A 14,561-nucleotide genomic window follows, 5' to 3' on the forward strand; every position below is an offset into this window, starting at 1 on the left:
AATTGATCCAAATCATTCAGCGATACTGCGATGCGGCGTAAAATGGGATTATTAACATCAGTCGGAGAAAAGTCATGAGACTCAGCCTTGCCGTCATCCTTCTTGCCACTGTCAGCGCGACATCCGTCGCCGCGCAATCTCAAGGCGATTTTACCCTCGGCCTTGGTCTGGGCGGCGTGATCCCGAAATCGGAAAACGGCGTGTTGGCCGGAGGTGCCGCGGAGATCAACAATGATGTCCGTCCGACAATAACACTCGAATACTTCATTCGCGACAATCTGGGCATTGAGCTTCTTGCTGCGACTCCGTTCGAACACGATATCAATATCGCGGGCGTCGGGTTTGCAGGCAGCACCAAGCATCTGCCACCCACCCTGTCGATTAATTATCACTTCCCGACAGCCTCGGCATTCAAGCCCTACATCGGAGCCGGTGTGAACTACACCACGTTCTTCGAAGAGGCGTCGCCCCTTGGCAATCTGGAGTTGGACGACAGCTGGGGCCTCGCGGTTCAGGTCGGCATGGACTACGAGCTGAGCCCAACCGCCGCCTTGCGTGCGAACATCCGCTGGATGGATATCGACGCTGACGTCTCGCTGAATGGTGCAAGCATCGGCACCGCCGAAATCGACCCTTACGTCGTCAACCTCGCCTATGTGATCAAGTTCTAAGCGCTGTGAAATATCTGTAAGAGGCCGCATCATCTTGCGGCCTCCGCTTTCGCGCGTGCCTTCAGATCTTTTCGGATCACCTTGCCGGTCACTGTCATCGGCAGCGCCTCAAGAAATTCGATCTCTCTTGGGTATGAATAGCTTGCAAGCCGTTCCTTCACCCAATTCTGCAAATCCTCTTCTGTCACTTCCGCGCCAGCGCGGCGCACGACATAGGCCTTGACGATCTCTGTGCGCAGCTTGTCAGGCTTGCCTATAACGCCACAAGTCGCCACGTCCGGATGTGTCAGCAAGCAATCTTCGATCTCAGCCGGACCGATACGGTACCCAGCTGATGTGATGACATCATCTTCGCGGCCCACAAATCGCAGATAATCTCCCTCCCAGACGCCACGATCTCCAGTCACCAGCCAGTCGCCCCGGAATTTCTCAGCTGTCGCATCGGGCCGGTTCCAGTAGCGCAGCATCATCGACGCAGAGCCACGGCGCACCGCCACATCACCTTCCTCATCAGTTGGCGCGCCCTGCGCGTCAATCACTGCAACATCATGGCCCGGCACCGCCTTGCCAATACAGCCGGGCCGCGCCGGAAAATCTATACCGCAAGACGAGGCCACCATGTTGCACTCTGTCTGGCCATAGAACTCATTGATATCCAGGCCAAAGGCGCGTCGTCCCCATGCCAGCATCTCTGCCCCGAGCGGTTCTCCTCCGCTGGCAACAGATCGCAAGCCGGGCACTTTGGCCTCTTCGGCTTTCAGCATCCGCAAGGCTGTGGGCGGGAAGAACACGTTGCGCACGCCGCCTTTCGCGATCACTTCGACGCATTCTTCAACTGAGAATTTCGCCATCCTGGCCGCCACCACCGGCACGCCCAGCGCCAGCCCCGGCATCAGGACATCGAAAAGCCCCCCAATCCACGCCCAATCCGCAGGGGTCCACAGGCAATCGCCGGCCTGACCCAGATGATCATGGCTCATCGCGACGCCCGGCAGATGCCCGGTCAGCACGCGGTGCGCATGCAGCGCGCCCTTCGGGCTTCCGGTGGTCCCGGAGGTATAAATCAGAACGGCGGGGTCTTCGGGTCCCGTCTCGGCAAAGGCCACGGCGTCCCCGTCAATACCAACACGGCCTGCAAGCCACGGTTCTGCCAGACCGTCCAGCATATCCGCCCCTTCGCTGTCGGTCAGCACGATGGCACATCCTGCGTCTCCGACCCGTGACACGAGCGCGTCGCGCTTGAAGAGCTTGAACAAAGGCACTGAAATCGCGCCGATTTTCCAGATTGCCAGATGCGCTGCCGCACACCATGGGCTTTGACTCAAGAGCACTCCCACCCGGTCACCCGGCGAAATCCGCGCGCGCAATGCACGCGCCAAACCGTCGGTCATATCGCTCAACTCAGCAAAACTCACATCCCGCCGCGTGGGTCCAGTCAGATCAATGATCGCTGTTTTGCCAGAACTCTGTCCCAGACATTGTGCCGCCATGTTGAGCCGCTCAGGGATGAGCCAGCTTCCGTCCTTGTCCAGCCCCGGCAGGTTCATGTTTTAGGCCCTGTAAGCGAAGGAGAAACTGGCCCATTGCGATATTCCAACCCTCCCAGTCGATTGACAAAGTATTCATATCGCCCTGGCCCCTCAGACCCAGTCGGCGTACAGCTGACCACCATCCATATGCCCGGATAAGCCGTTCCGGGATACGCCACGCAATCGGTCAGCGCGGCGGTCCCGCCGTGCTCCTTGATGTACCGTGTCGCATACCGGTTGATCACATCCGTCTCCGTCGTCGTCGCCGCAATCCAGCCGTACCGTAGCCCAATCAGCGCAAATGCAAGGACGAGCAAACCCAGGGGCGCCCACCAAAGCCAGCGCGGCACAGCGCTTAGCCCATCGCCGTCATCATCTCGCGGCCGACAAGCATCCGCCGGATCTCGGAGGTGCCTGCGCCGATCTCCATCAGCTTGGCATCGCGGAAAATGCGGCCCACCGCATTATCGCTCAGATACCCGGCACCGCCCATGGCTTGTACCGCCTGATGCGCCTGCACCATCGCCTGTTCAGAGGCATAAAGACAGCAGGCCGCGGCGTCCTGGCGCGTGACATCGCCGCGGTCACAGGCCTGCGCCACCGCATAGACATAGGCCCTCGCCGAATTCATCGCGGTGTACATATCGGCCATTTTGCCCTGCATCAGCTGGAAATTCCCGATCGGTTGGCCGAACTGCTTGCGCTCGGCCATATAGGGCATGATCTCATCCAGACAGGCCGCCATGATCCCAAGGCCAATCCCCGCCAGCACCACGCGCTCGTAATCGAGCCCCGACATCAGCACGGCCACGCCGCGCCCTTCCTCGCCCAGCACATTCTCGAAGGGCACTTCCACGTCTTCAAAGATCAGCTCGGCGGTGTTCGAACCGCGCATCCCCAGCTTGTCGAAATGGGGCGAGGTCGAAAATCCCTTCATGTCCTTGTCGATCAGGAAAGCGGTGATCCCCTTGGAGCCTGCATCGGGGTCGGTCTTGGCATAGACCACCAGCGTCTGCGCATCGGGTCCGTTGGTGATCCAGTATTTGTTGCCATTGAGCCGATAGTGATCGTTGCGCTTCTCCGCGCGCAGCTTCATGCTCACCACGTCACTGCCCGCCGACGGCTCTGACATCGCAAGCGCGCCGACATGTTCACCCGAACACAACTTTGGCAAGAACTTCTGACGTTGCTCATCCGTGCCATTCAGCTTGATCTGGTTCACGCAGAGGTTTGAATGTGCCCCGTAAGACAGCGAAACCGACGCTGACGCGCGCGCCACCTCCTCGACGGCAACCGTATGCGCCAGATACGTCATGCCAGAGCCGCCGTATTCCTCGCCCACGGTCATGCCCAGCAGACCAAGCTCGCCCATCTCGGTCCAAAGCTCTGGCGGAAATTCATTGTTACGATCGATATCCGCCGCCATCGGCTTCACGCGTTCCTGTGCCCAGCGGTGCACCATCTCGCGCATTGCTTCAACGTCTTCGCCCAGATCAAATTTCATGCTGGCGGTGAACATGGCCGGTCTCCCCAAACGGATTTAATGAACACTTGTTCATTACCTAGCGCACCGCTTGAGCCCGGTCAACGATTCCCCATCCTCTCTGGTCTGGAGCCGCCCTTGCTTGAGCACAGGTCGGGCGGAGCGATGGCGGCTTGCCAAGAAAAATCGCGGAGGGACCCGCCCCGCGGGATACCGCTATTTTTCTTGGGAAGACGACAGCACTCTGCCAGACAGGAGATCAATCAAGGGCGGCTCCAGACCTCTCTGGGATGGTGAGACCCGCAGCGCTGTTTATTACGCCTATGTGGCAGCGAAGACGCCCGTCAGGGCCGATGAGCAGCCTGATAAACTGCCCCCACTTCGGCCTTGATGATGCGCGCAATCAGGGCGCAATCTTCAAGCGAAAAGGTCAACGGCACCCGAATGTCGATGATCCCCGCCAACACGGCATCGCTCTGCGGCATCCGGGGTGCCTCAACATAGCGCCAACTGTCATAACGGCTGGTAAAGCCCACCGGCTCGGCCCCGCCAAACCATTTCAACTCGACCCCGCGTTTGAGACAGCGCGCCAGCACCTCTTCAACCGCTGCAGCGTCCCAACCCTTCAGCAAGAACTGGATCGACGACCCCACAATCGTCTCTTCCTCAGGCCGTTCGATCACCGTCAGACCGGGCGTGTCGCGCAGTCCCTTCTCAATCTCATAATACCTTTCGTTCCAGCGCTCCCGCTGAATGTCCAACTTGCGCAGTTGAGGCCGCAGGATCGCCGCCCGCAGATTGTCCATCCGGCCCGAGATATTGGGTGTCTCATATCGGATCGTGTCGAACGCTTCCTTGGGCGGTCCGGCCAGATGCCGCTCGTACATCATATATGACCCTGACAGAATCACCGCCCGCGCCGCGACCTCTGCATCATCCGTCACGAACAGCCCGCCCTCACCGGAATTCACGTGCTTGTACGTCTGACAGGAATAACATCCGACCTTGCCTTGCGTCCCCGATGGCACACCTTTCCACGCAGCCCCCATCGTATGGGCGCAATCCTCGATCACTGTGATGTCAGCGGCATCGCAAATTGCCATCAGCGCGTCCATATCGGCCAGATGCCCCCGCATATGGCTCAGTAGCAGCACGTCAGCCTGATCCGCCTTGGCGGCCAGATCATCAAGATCAATCACCAGCTGTTCCGTGACACCCACAAAAACTGGTACCGCTCCCACCGCTGCAATTGCCCCCGGCACTGGCGCCAGCGTGAAGGCGTTGGTCAGCACGCGGTCGCCGGGCTTCACTCCGACGGCCCTGAGGGCCGTCGCCATGGCGTACCCGCCCGAAGCCACCGCAAGGCAGTATTTCGCACCAACCTGCGCGGCAAACTCCTGCTCCAGCAGCACGGTCTCTGCCACCTCACCGGGCGCGGTGTTATAGCGGTGCAGGCGCCCCGAGCGCATCACCGCCACGGCCGCTTCGATCCCCTCCTCAGGGATCGGCTCTTGCTGGGTAAAACTGCCTTTGAATACCTCACTCATCGCACTGGCTCCCCGATCAGGTTGACCACAATACCATGCAAATCCGCGTAGTTTTCTAGCAACGCCTCAGGCTCCAGCGCCGCCATGTCTCCGCCTGCCGGTCCGAAGGTAACAAGTACGCAAGGCACACCTGCCGCCCGCGCCGTCTTGCGGTCTGTGTCACTGTCACCAATCAACAGACACTTCTCAGGGTGTCCACCCGCCCGGCGCGCCGTCTCGAACAGGTGTTCGGGATCCGGTTTTCTGACCGCCAGCGTATCCGCCCCCAACATCGCATCGAAAGCGTCCCGCACCCCCAGCCGTGTCAGCAGGATATCGGCCAACCCTTCGGGTTTGTTTGTGCAGATTGCCACGCCAAATCCAGTGTCTTTCAGACCCGCGACAGCATCCATCGCGCCGGGATACAAAAACGTGTGGCGGTCGATATCCTCGGCGTAGGCCTCAAGCAGTCGCGGGTAATAGGCATCAATTGTCTCTGCGTCTTCACTCCGCCCCAGCCGCTCCATCCCAAGCCGTAACATCGCGCGGCCGCCGCGCAAAGCCGTGCCGGCATCACGCCGGGCATCCAGCACATCACCCGCCCCCATATCCCGAAAACATACGTTCGCAGCGGCGATCAGGTCGCCACTGGTATCGGCCAAAGTGCCATCAAGGTCGAATACAACTGTCTTCACCCGGAACCCTCCATGGGCGGAACCCCGCCCGCTGATGTTGCAACCCGCAACCTTGTTTGATCCCTGCCAGACTTGCGCGTCCGTGCCAAGCGCGTAAAGAGAGGCAAAGAAAAGAAGCACGAGTAGCCCATGAACACTGCCCTGATCATCCTTGCCGCAGGCAAAGGCACGCGGATGAATTCGGACCTGCCAAAAGTCCTGCATCCCATCGCGGGCGAACCTATGTTGCTCCACGCCCTTGCCGCAGGTGAGACGCTGGCGCCGGAGGCGCGTGTGGTCGTGGCAGGTCACGGCGCTGAGCAGGTGCGCAATGCGACGTTTGCCCACGACGCGCAGATCAAGGTGGTTGAACAGACCGAACAGCTTGGGACAGCCCATGCCGTTGCCCAAGCCCGACCCGCACTTTCCGGTTTCGACGGAATGGCGCTGGTGCTTTACGGCGACACGCCCTTTATCCAGGCAGAAACGCTGGAAAAGATGCGCGAGGCGCTGATGCAAAATGACGTGGTCGTTCTGGGTTTTGAGGCCGCGGACCCGGCCCGCTATGGCCGTCTGGTCATGGATGGCCAGCAACTCGACCGGATCGTTGAATACAAAGACGCCTCTGAAAAGGAGCGCATGATCACGCTGTGCAATTCCGGCGTTGTCGCCTGCAAGGCCGATCTGCTTTTCGACCTGATCGATGCCGTAGACAACAACAATGCGTCGGAAGAGTATTATCTGACCGATATCGTCGGCCTTGCCCGCGCACGCGGTCTTTCGGCGACAGCTGTGACTTGCGACGAATGGGAAACCGTCGGTATCAACTCCCGCGCTGAACTTGCACGCGCCGAAGCGGATTTTCAGGAACGTGCACGCGCCGCCCTTCTTGAGGATGGCGTGACACTTAGCGCGCCACAGACTGTTTTCCTTGCCCGCGACACGGTTATCGGCCGTGACAGCCTTGTTGAACCCAATGTTGTCTTTGGCCCCGGTGTAACGGTTGAATCGGGTGCGATCATCCGCGCCTTTTCTCATCTCGAAGGCTGCCATGTCTCTCGTGGGGCCATCATCGGACCTTATGCCCGCCTGCGGCCCGGCGCGGAACTCTCTGAAAACGTGCGCATCGGCAACTTTGTCGAGATCAAGAATGCCCAGATCGCCGAAGGCGCGAAGGTGAACCACCTGAGCTATATCGGTGATGCCACCATAGGTGCGGCTGCAAATATCGGTGCTGGGACTGTGACCTGCAACTATGATGGTGTGATGAAACATCACACGCATGTGGGCGCAGGTGCCTTCATAGGCTCCAGCACCATGCTTGTCGCTCCTGTTTCGATTGGAGATGGGGCGATGACGGGCAGCGGTTCCGTGATCACCTCAGACGTGGAAGCTGACGCTTTGGCGCTGGCCCGCGCGCCGCAGGTAGAAAAACCCGGCATGGCACGCAAATTGTTCGAAATGTTAAAGGCCAAAAAGGCCAAAATGCAGCGAGGCAGCTGAAAATGTGTGGTATTGTCGGTGTATTGGGTGACCATGAGGTTGCGCCAATCTTGGTTGAGGCGCTGAAACGGCTTGAATATCGCGGCTATGACAGCGCGGGTATCGCCACCGTAAATGATGGCAAACTGGCCCGCCGCCGCGCCGTGGGCAAACTGGTGAACCTGTCTGATTTGCTGGTACATGAACCTCTGGCTGGCAAATCGGGAATTGGCCATACCCGCTGGGCCACCCATGGTGCCCCCACCGTCACCAATGCGCATCCGCATCAGGCCGGCAAGGTCGCTGTCGTCCATAATGGCATCATTGAAAACTTCCGCGAATTGCGCGCCGAACTGGCCGATGCCGGGGTAGAGTTTGTCACGGAAACGGACACTGAAACCGTCGCACTGATGACCCATCGCTACATGACCGAAGGGGCCGATCCGGTGGAGGCCGCCAAGAAGACGCTGGCCCGCCTTGAAGGTGCCTTTGCCCTCGCCTTTCTTTTTGACGGATATGAAGACCTGATGATCGCCGCGCGCAAAGGCTCGCCCTTGGCCATCGGCTATGGCACAGGCGAGATGTTCGTGGGCAGCGATGCCATTGCGCTGTCGCCCCTGACAGACCGGATTTCCTATCTCGAAGAGGGCGATATCGCGGTCATCACCCGGACGTCGGTTGAAGTGACGGATGCGAACGGCAACCTTGCAAACCGGGCCATCCGCACCATCCAGATTGATGCGACGCGCATCGACAAGGGTGGGCACAAACACTTCATGGCCAAGGAAATCGCTGAACAGCCGGGCGTGATCGGTCAGGCGATCTCGCATTACCTCAGCGACAGGGGCGAGATTATGCTGCCCGACGGCGGTATTGATTTCACCAAGGTGGATCGCATCACGATGGTGGCCTGCGGCACCGCCTCATACGCCTGTATGACGGCAAAATACTGGTTCGAACAGATCGCCCGCATCCCCGTCGAGGTCGATGTCGCCTCTGAATTCCGCTACCGCGAACCACCGATCCCCGACCGCACGCTTGCTGTCTTCGTAAGCCAGTCGGGCGAAACTGCCGATACACTCGCTGCCCTGCGTTATTGCGATGGCAAGGCACAAAGCATCCTGTCGGTGATCAACGTGCCAGAATCGTCCATCGCGCGCGAAAGCGATCTGGCTTTGCCGATCTACGCGGGTGTCGAGGTTGGCGTAGCCTCGACCAAGGCCTTTACCTGCCAGTTGACCGTCCTTTTGCTGCTGGTTCTGAAGGCCGCAAACGACCGGGGCGTTCTGGACGATGCCGCACTGGCTGATCATATCAGCGCATTACGTGGCCTTCCTTCCGTCATCAACACCGCGCTTGAACAGAACGACATGATGCGAAGCGCGGCCTACAAGCTTTCCTCGGCACGCGACGTGCTTTTCCTTGGGCGTGGCCAGATGTTCCCCTTAGCACTTGAGGGTGCATTAAAATTAAAAGAAATCAGCTATATACACGCCGAAGCTTATGCGTCAGGTGAGCTAAAGCATGGGCCCATCGCACTTGTCGATGAGGAAGTTCCTGTTGTCGTTCTGGCCCCCAAAGACGCACTCTTTGATAAGACCGTCAGCAACATGCAGGAAGTCATGGCGCGCAAGGGCAAGGTAATCCTTGTCTCGGATGCCGACGGTCTGTCAGAGGCCAGCCATGGCGTCTGGGAGAGCATCGAGATGCCGAAGGTCGCTGACATACTGGCGCCGATCCTTTACGCGATCCCGGCCCAGCTCCTTGCCTATCATACGGCAGTGGCCAAGGGTACTGATGTAGATCAGCCAAGAAACCTCGCCAAATCGGTGACTGTGGAATAGCCGAAGCAACCAAAAGGGACGTAGATGGCCAAGCAATTCGACGAGATCAACGACGATCATCGCCAATTCATCGAAGCCCAGCAGATCTTTTTCTGCGGCACCGCAGCAGATGAGGGTCGTGTGAACATCTCTCCCAAGGGGATGGATTCGTTACGCGTTTTGGGGCCGAACCGGATTATCTGGCGCAACTGGACAGGCTCGGGCAACGAAACCGCCGCCCATCTGGCATTGCATAACCGGATGACCCTGATGTGGTGCGGCTTTGAAAAGCGACCGATGATTATGCGCGCCTATGGAACCGCCCGCACTCTGCACCCCCGTGATGCAGATTTCGATGCGCTTAACCTCGATTTTCCGCCCAGCGACGGCGCGCGTCAGATCTACGACATGACGGTCGAGATCTTGCAGACATCCTGCGGGTTTGCAGTGCCATTCTACGATTACAAAGGGCCGCGCGATGTGCTGAAACAGTGGACCGAAGACAAAGGCCCGGACGGCATCGCAACCTACTGGAAAGAGCGCAACCAGCGCACCATCGACGGGCTGGCCACGCACATTCTGGACGATACGGATGCATGAACCCTATCTCGCCCAGCTTCGGGAGCAGGCCGATCCTGCACGCGCGGCAGATATGCAGAAATATCATAAGGTTGAGCGGGAATACCTTGGCCTGTCGAACCCTCAGATCGATGAGCTGACCAAAGCATGGCGCAAGGAGCTGGACACTGACACACGTGTCGCTTTGGCTGATGCGCTATGGCGGACGAACATCTTTGAGGCGCGCCTCGCCGCAGCTAAGTCACTGACGCAGGCGCGCATCCGGCCCGATGACACCGCAGCGTGGAATGTAATTGTTTCGTGGGTGCCTGATTTTGACAGTTGGGCCATCGCCGATCACGCCTGTATGGCAGGGCAAAAGCGACTGGTCGCAGATCCGTCACGGCTGGATGAGGTCGAGACGTGGGTGCGCTCCGATCATTTGTGGACGCGGCGTGCGGCGCTTGTGATCACCCTGCCCTTGACCAAGCAAAACCACCCGAAACCTGCCGAGCTTGAGGCACGCGACCGCATTCTTGGCTGGGCTGCAGAGATGGTGCCGGACCATCGTTGGTTCATTCAGAAAGCCATTGGATGGTGGCTGCGCGACCTGTCAAAGCACGACGAAGCGCGCACGCGGGCGTTCGTGGAAAAGCATGGCGAGAATTTGAAGCCGTTCGCGGTAAAAGAAGCGCTGCGGCATCTGCGAAAGACGCAAAAGCCGGACTGATCAAACGCAACAGCTCCCCGGCCTAAGTGTTTGATCTCAAGTTCCGTTTCCCGGTTGCCCCAGCGCTTTACCCTTCCAGCGCCACTTCGACCTCAGTCAAATCTGTCAAGGACGCTTCAATCAGGCGAAGCGCCGCAAGAGACATGCGGCTGCCCGCCGTTGCCGGGCCATCAAGCGGCAGAAGCGTGACCAAGGATGACTTACCATTCGCCGGATTTGTCACGCGGCCTTGTGCCTCTTCCTTGACCAAGGGTGTTTTCAGCCAAAGTCCGGGTTCGGTTGGACTCCCCAGCGACACGACGGTCGTTCCCAAGGCCCGGGTTGGCTGCGCGGGTGCAGCGGTGGCCGCAGCGCGTTGTTCGGGGGTCGTTGTGTCCAACGCCTCTGCCGTCCGCGCCGCGGGCGGTGGTGGCGGCGCTGCCGTCGCCGGGGCAAGCGCGGTTTCCGTCACTATCGCTTCTGCCGGTACAAAGGGGTCAGCCGGAGCCTCAGACACCTCTGCCCTGCCCCCAAGACCGATCCTGTCCGCCAGTCCGCCCATCTGGGCACAAGCCGTCAACGACAGCGCTGCTGCACCTGATATCAAAAAACGTTTCATATCCCGAACCTATCCCTGCCCGGTCCGCCCATCAATCGCCCAAATGCTGCTTGCCCGCAGATCAGCGGGCGATTACCTATGTGCTATGACAGCTCCTCTTATTGATCCATTCGCACGTGCAATCACCTATCTGCGGGTCTCCGTGACTGACCGCTGTGATTTCCGCTGTGTCTATTGCATGTCTGAAAACATGACCTTCCTGCCCAAGAAGGAACTGCTGACGCTGGAAGAACTGGACCGCATGTGCTCGACTTTCGTGGGTCTGGGTGTGGAGAAGCTACGGATCACCGGCGGCGAACCATTGGTGCGGCGTGACATCATGACCTTCTTCAATGGCATGACCCGTCATTTGGATAGCGGCGCGCTGAAGGAACTGACATTGACGACCAATGGCAGTCAGTTGGAGCGGTTCGCCGACCAGCTTTATGCCGCTGGCGTGCGCCGCGTGAATATCTCGCTCGATACGCTGGATGACCAAAAGTTTGCCGACATCACGCGCTGGGGGCGTCTGCCTCAGGTGCTGCGGGGGGTCGATGCTGCGCAAAAGGCGGGACTGCGGGTCAAGATCAATGCTGTCGCATTGAAGGGATTTAACGAAGACGAATTGCCCACCATCACCGCATGGTGTGCCGAACGCGACATGGACCTGACCTGGATCGAGGTGATGCCGATGGGCGATCTGGGCAACGAAGACCGGTTGGGCCAGTACTGGTCTCTAAAGGACGTACGCGCCCGCTACGCCGAACATTATACCGTCACCGATCTGGCCGAACGCACCGGCGGCCCTGCCCGCTATGTGCGGCTTGAGGAAACCGGCCAGAAGATCGGCTTTATCACGCCGTTGAGCCATAATTTCTGCGAGAGTTGCAACCGGGTACGGCTGACCTGCACAGGTGAGCTCTATATGTGCCTTGGCCAGGAGGATATGGCTGACTTGCGCGCGCCCCTGCGTGCCGCGCCTCAGGATAGCGCGCCCTTGGAAGAGGCTATTCGCGCGGCCATCAATCTCAAACCCAAGGGCCACGACTTTGACTATTCCCGCCAGCGGCTGGACGGCCAGATGCCCCGCCACATGAGCCACACCGGCGGCTGAGCCGATCCATGGCCGCGCCTTTCCTGTATCGTGCATGGGTCGCGGCCTCCATGCTGCTGGTCCCTTTCTTTGCCCGGACTGAAACGCGTAAGCTGCGCCGCGCAGGTGTTTCCGTGTCACGCGCACACGAAAAGCTGGGCCATGCCACGCAGCCACGTCAGCAAAATGGCCCCTTGATCTGGTTTCACGCGGCATCGGTCGGAGAGAGCCTTTCAGTGCTCGCTCTTATTACCCGGATGGGACGTGCCCTGCCTGACGCACAGTTTCTTATCACTTCTGGCACGGCCACATCTGCCAAGCTGGTGCAGGACCGCCTTCCGCCACGTACGGTGCATCAGTTCGCCCCTCTTGACGCGCCCGGCCCCTTGAAACGCTTTCTGAAGCACTGGCGCCCGGATGCGGCGATCTTCGTGGAAAGCGAGCTTTGGCCCCAGATGCTGCGCCGCACCTACGAGAGCGGCGCGAAACTGGCACTGCTCAATGCACGCCTGTCACAAAAGTCCATGGAAAGCTGGCGCAAACGGCCCGCATTCGCCCGCTATGTACTTGAGGTGTTCGAACTGATCCTGACCCAGAATGACAAGATGGCCGAGGCCATGGTCGCAATGCACGCACCGCCCCAACGCGTGGCACGAGGCATCAACCTCAAATCCATGTCGGATCCGCTGCCCGTAGATCAAGACGCTCTCTTCGAAGCCCGCGCCGCCCTTGGCCATCGGCCTGTCTGGGTCGCGTCCTCGACACATCCGGGCGAAGAAGACGTTGTGCTGGAGGCCCACAAGCGCCTTCTGGCCACCCGTCCTGACCTGCACCTGATCCTCGCGCCCCGCCATCCCGAACGCGGACAAGAGGTGATGAACCTCATCTCTGACGCGGGTCTCGGCGTGACCCGTCGCTCTTTGGGGGATGCACCCGGTGACCAAGTCTATCTGGCGGACACGATGGGGGAATTGGGAACCTGGTACGCCTTTACAGATATCGTCTTTCTCGGCGGATCACTCCATCCCATTGGGGGCCATAACTCGTTCGAAGTCGCTCAATCCGGGGCCACGGTCCTGTCTGGCCATCATGTAACGAATTTCGCTGAGACGTTCCAGGAAATGCAAGACCTTGGTGCTGCACAGTTGATATCGGATGCCAGCGATCTGGCCGAGAAAGTCGATGCGCTGCTTTCCGATGACGACGCCCGCAGGCAAGCCTGCGACGCTGCACGCGCCTTTGCCGAAGGTCAGACAGGCCAGTTGGACAGCATCGCAGAGCGGTTGATCAACGTCTTGGAGCTTGCCGGATGAGCCACGTCGATATCCGCAAGGTTCAGGTCATCGCGCCGAACTTCAAGCGCCGCCTGTCGGGTGTCACGGCGACCGTGGTGCGCCTTGTGCCGGTGCAGTCGCGTGACATCGCGATCGCCGCGACAGGCCCCGTGATTCCGGACCATGTCCCGCAAATCCGCCTGTCTCAGCTTGTCACCATGCCCCGTCGTGGCCCTGACGGCCCCCGCGTCTGGCACGCCCGGCGCAATGTAGAGATGATCGGTGGGCTGGCGTTGAAATACCTGCTGGGGAAAAAGCTGAGGCTTGTCTTCACCTCCGCGTCACAACGCAGGCAAACCGGTCTGACACGCTGGCTTATCCGCCGCATGGACGCTGTGGTGGCAACATCGGACCGCACAGCGGAATATCTGGAAAACGATGCGCAAGTCATCATGCATGGCATCGACCTTGAGGGGTTCTCGCCCCCGCAGGACCGCGCGGACCTGCGACAGAAACTCGGACTGCCTGCCGACGGGATTCTGATCGGGTGCTACGGTCGCATCCGATCATCCAAGGGCACCGATGTCTTCGTCACCGCCATGACAGACGCGCTCAAGAACCTGGACGCCCATGCCCTCGTCATGGGCCGTGCCGTTGAAAAAGACCGGGGTTTCCTCAACGACCTCAAGACCACGGTGCAGACGGCAGGTCTCGCAGACCGCATCCACTTCCTACCCGAAGTCCCAGTGGAAGACATGGCCGACTGGTACCGTGTCCTCGACCTCTATGTCGCCCCGCAGCGCTGGGAGGGCTTCGGCCTGACCCCGATCGAGGCCATGGCCTGCGGCGTCCCCGTCATCGCCACCCGCGTCGGCGCCTTCGAGCAAATCGTGACGAAGGATACCGGCGCGCTGGTCGCCCCCGACGACCCAGAAGCCCTCGCGAAAGCTATCGCCCAAGCCTTCGAGCCTCCCCATCGGGTCCGGGAATGGGCCAGAAACGCCCGCCCCCATGTCGCCGAACATTTCGCCATCGAACGCGAGGCGGCAGAGCTGATCGCCCTTTACCGCCGCCTATTGGCCGAAAGGTGATAAGCCGGGAACACCGCCCGGCTTCATCTTTCCAATACAATTCAATGCTG

The 14,561-nt window shown here is 59.8% G+C and carries 13 protein-coding genes; 8 read left to right on the forward strand and 5 right to left on the reverse strand.

The features are described 5' to 3' along the window. The first annotated feature begins 74 nt into the window (after positions 1-74). Complete coding sequence (locus GV827_RS01325; RefSeq protein WP_164351886.1) at positions 75-671, forward strand: OmpW/AlkL family protein; 597 nt, start codon at positions 75-77, stop codon at positions 669-671. Between the two features lie 29 nt (positions 672-700). Here GV827_RS01325 and GV827_RS01330 read toward each other — a convergent pair whose 3' ends face one another. The 4 genes from GV827_RS01330 to GV827_RS01345 all read right to left on the reverse strand — a co-directional run bounded on the left by GV827_RS01330 (position 701) and on the right by GV827_RS01345 (position 5,904). After that, a complete protein-coding gene (locus GV827_RS01330) occupies positions 701-2,218 on the reverse strand; it encodes an AMP-binding protein (protein ID WP_164351887.1) in 1,518 nt (505 codons plus the stop codon). Between the two features lie 337 nt (positions 2,219-2,555). After that, a complete protein-coding gene (locus GV827_RS01335) occupies positions 2,556-3,719 on the reverse strand; it encodes an isovaleryl-CoA dehydrogenase (RefSeq protein WP_164351888.1) in 1,164 nt (387 codons plus the stop codon). Between the two features lie 308 nt (positions 3,720-4,027). After that, on the reverse strand, positions 4,028-5,230 hold the full coding sequence (locus GV827_RS01340) for a DegT/DnrJ/EryC1/StrS family aminotransferase (protein ID WP_164351889.1): 1,203 nt from the start codon (positions 5,228-5,230) through the stop codon (positions 4,028-4,030). Further along, entirely contained in the window at positions 5,227-5,904 is a 678-nt protein-coding gene (locus GV827_RS01345) for an HAD-IA family hydrolase (RefSeq protein WP_164351890.1), read from the reverse strand. The genes GV827_RS01340 and GV827_RS01345 overlap by 4 nt, the downstream gene beginning before the upstream one ends. 129 nt (positions 5,905-6,033) lie before the next feature. On the opposite strand from GV827_RS01345, the gene glmU reads away from it, so the two are divergent. From glmU to GV827_RS01365, 4 genes are read left to right on the forward strand one after another with little or no spacing between them, the layout of a single operon-like run. After that, positions 6,034-7,386 carry a bifunctional UDP-N-acetylglucosamine diphosphorylase/glucosamine-1-phosphate N-acetyltransferase GlmU gene (glmU, locus tag GV827_RS01350; RefSeq protein WP_164351891.1) on the forward strand — a complete coding sequence of 451 codons (1,353 nt, stop codon included), beginning with the start codon at positions 6,034-6,036 and terminating at the stop codon, positions 7,384-7,386. 2 nt (positions 7,387-7,388) lie between these two features. Then, positions 7,389-9,209, forward strand: a complete 1,821-nt coding sequence (gene glmS / locus GV827_RS01355) for a glutamine--fructose-6-phosphate transaminase (isomerizing) (protein WP_164351892.1) — start codon at positions 7,389-7,391, stop codon at positions 9,207-9,209. 24 nt (positions 9,210-9,233) lie between these two features. Next, positions 9,234-9,788 (forward strand): pyridoxamine 5'-phosphate oxidase family protein, encoded by a 555-nt coding sequence (locus GV827_RS01360; RefSeq protein WP_164351893.1) that lies wholly within the window; start codon positions 9,234-9,236, stop codon positions 9,786-9,788. Beyond that, complete coding sequence (locus tag GV827_RS01365; RefSeq protein ID WP_164351894.1) at positions 9,781-10,476, forward strand: DNA alkylation repair protein; 696 nt, start codon at positions 9,781-9,783, stop codon at positions 10,474-10,476. The genes GV827_RS01360 and GV827_RS01365 overlap by 8 nt, the downstream gene beginning before the upstream one ends. A 67-nt stretch (positions 10,477-10,543) precedes the next feature. Here GV827_RS01365 and GV827_RS01370 read toward each other — a convergent pair whose 3' ends face one another. Continuing rightward, a complete protein-coding gene (locus tag GV827_RS01370) occupies positions 10,544-11,074 on the reverse strand; it encodes a hypothetical protein (protein WP_204325662.1) in 531 nt (176 codons plus the stop codon). A gap of 85 nt (positions 11,075-11,159) precedes the next feature. Here GV827_RS01370 and moaA point away from each other — a divergent pair, with 85 nt between their 5' ends. The 3 genes from moaA to GV827_RS01385 are packed head-to-tail and all read left to right on the forward strand — an operon-like array spanning position 11,160 to position 14,511. Continuing rightward, a complete protein-coding gene (gene moaA, locus GV827_RS01375) occupies positions 11,160-12,167 on the forward strand; it encodes a GTP 3',8-cyclase MoaA (protein WP_164351895.1) in 1,008 nt (335 codons plus the stop codon). An 8-nt stretch (positions 12,168-12,175) separates the two neighbouring features. After that, the gene (locus tag GV827_RS01380) at positions 12,176-13,459 is read left to right on the forward strand and encodes a 3-deoxy-D-manno-octulosonic acid transferase (RefSeq protein ID WP_164351896.1); all 1,284 of its coding nucleotides are present in this window, start codon (positions 12,176-12,178) and stop codon (positions 13,457-13,459) included. Further along, the gene (locus tag GV827_RS01385) at positions 13,456-14,511 is read left to right on the forward strand and encodes a glycosyltransferase family 4 protein (protein ID WP_164351897.1); all 1,056 of its coding nucleotides are present in this window, start codon (positions 13,456-13,458) and stop codon (positions 14,509-14,511) included. Before GV827_RS01380 ends, GV827_RS01385 begins: the two co-directional genes overlap by 4 nt. The last annotated feature ends 50 nt before the right edge of the window (positions 14,512-14,561 follow it).

Origin of the sequence: Sulfitobacter sediminilitoris (assembly GCF_010667575.1) — a bacterium.
GTDB classification, from domain to species: domain Bacteria; phylum Pseudomonadota; class Alphaproteobacteria; order Rhodobacterales; family Rhodobacteraceae; genus Sulfitobacter; species Sulfitobacter sediminilitoris.

Excerpts from the sequence above, each read along its gene's own strand:
- GV827_RS01385 (WP_164351897.1), top strand. The coding sequence starts at position 13,456 with ATGAGCCACGTCGATATCCGCAAGGTTCAGGTCATCGCGCCGAACTTC.
- glmU (WP_164351891.1), top strand. The coding sequence starts at position 6,034 with ATGAACACTGCCCTGATCATCCTTGCCGCAGGCAAAGGCACGCGGATG.
- GV827_RS01340 (WP_164351889.1), bottom strand. The coding sequence starts at position 5,230 with ATGAGTGAGGTATTCAAAGGCAGTTTTACCCAGCAAGAGCCGATCCCT.
- GV827_RS01330 (WP_164351887.1), bottom strand. The coding sequence starts at position 2,218 with ATGAACCTGCCGGGGCTGGACAAGGACGGAAGCTGGCTCATCCCTGAG.
- GV827_RS01380 (WP_164351896.1), top strand. The coding sequence starts at position 12,176 with ATGGCCGCGCCTTTCCTGTATCGTGCATGGGTCGCGGCCTCCATGCTG.
- GV827_RS01325 (WP_164351886.1), top strand. The coding sequence starts at position 75 with ATGAGACTCAGCCTTGCCGTCATCCTTCTTGCCACTGTCAGCGCGACA.
- GV827_RS01335 (WP_164351888.1), bottom strand. The coding sequence starts at position 3,719 with ATGTTCACCGCCAGCATGAAATTTGATCTGGGCGAAGACGTTGAAGCA.
- moaA (WP_164351895.1), top strand. The coding sequence starts at position 11,160 with ATGACAGCTCCTCTTATTGATCCATTCGCACGTGCAATCACCTATCTG.
- GV827_RS01360 (WP_164351893.1), top strand. The coding sequence starts at position 9,234 with ATGGCCAAGCAATTCGACGAGATCAACGACGATCATCGCCAATTCATC.
- glmS (WP_164351892.1), top strand. The coding sequence starts at position 7,389 with ATGTGTGGTATTGTCGGTGTATTGGGTGACCATGAGGTTGCGCCAATC.
- GV827_RS01365 (WP_164351894.1), top strand. The coding sequence starts at position 9,781 with ATGCATGAACCCTATCTCGCCCAGCTTCGGGAGCAGGCCGATCCTGCA.
- GV827_RS01370 (WP_204325662.1), bottom strand. The coding sequence starts at position 11,074 with ATGAAACGTTTTTTGATATCAGGTGCAGCAGCGCTGTCGTTGACGGCT.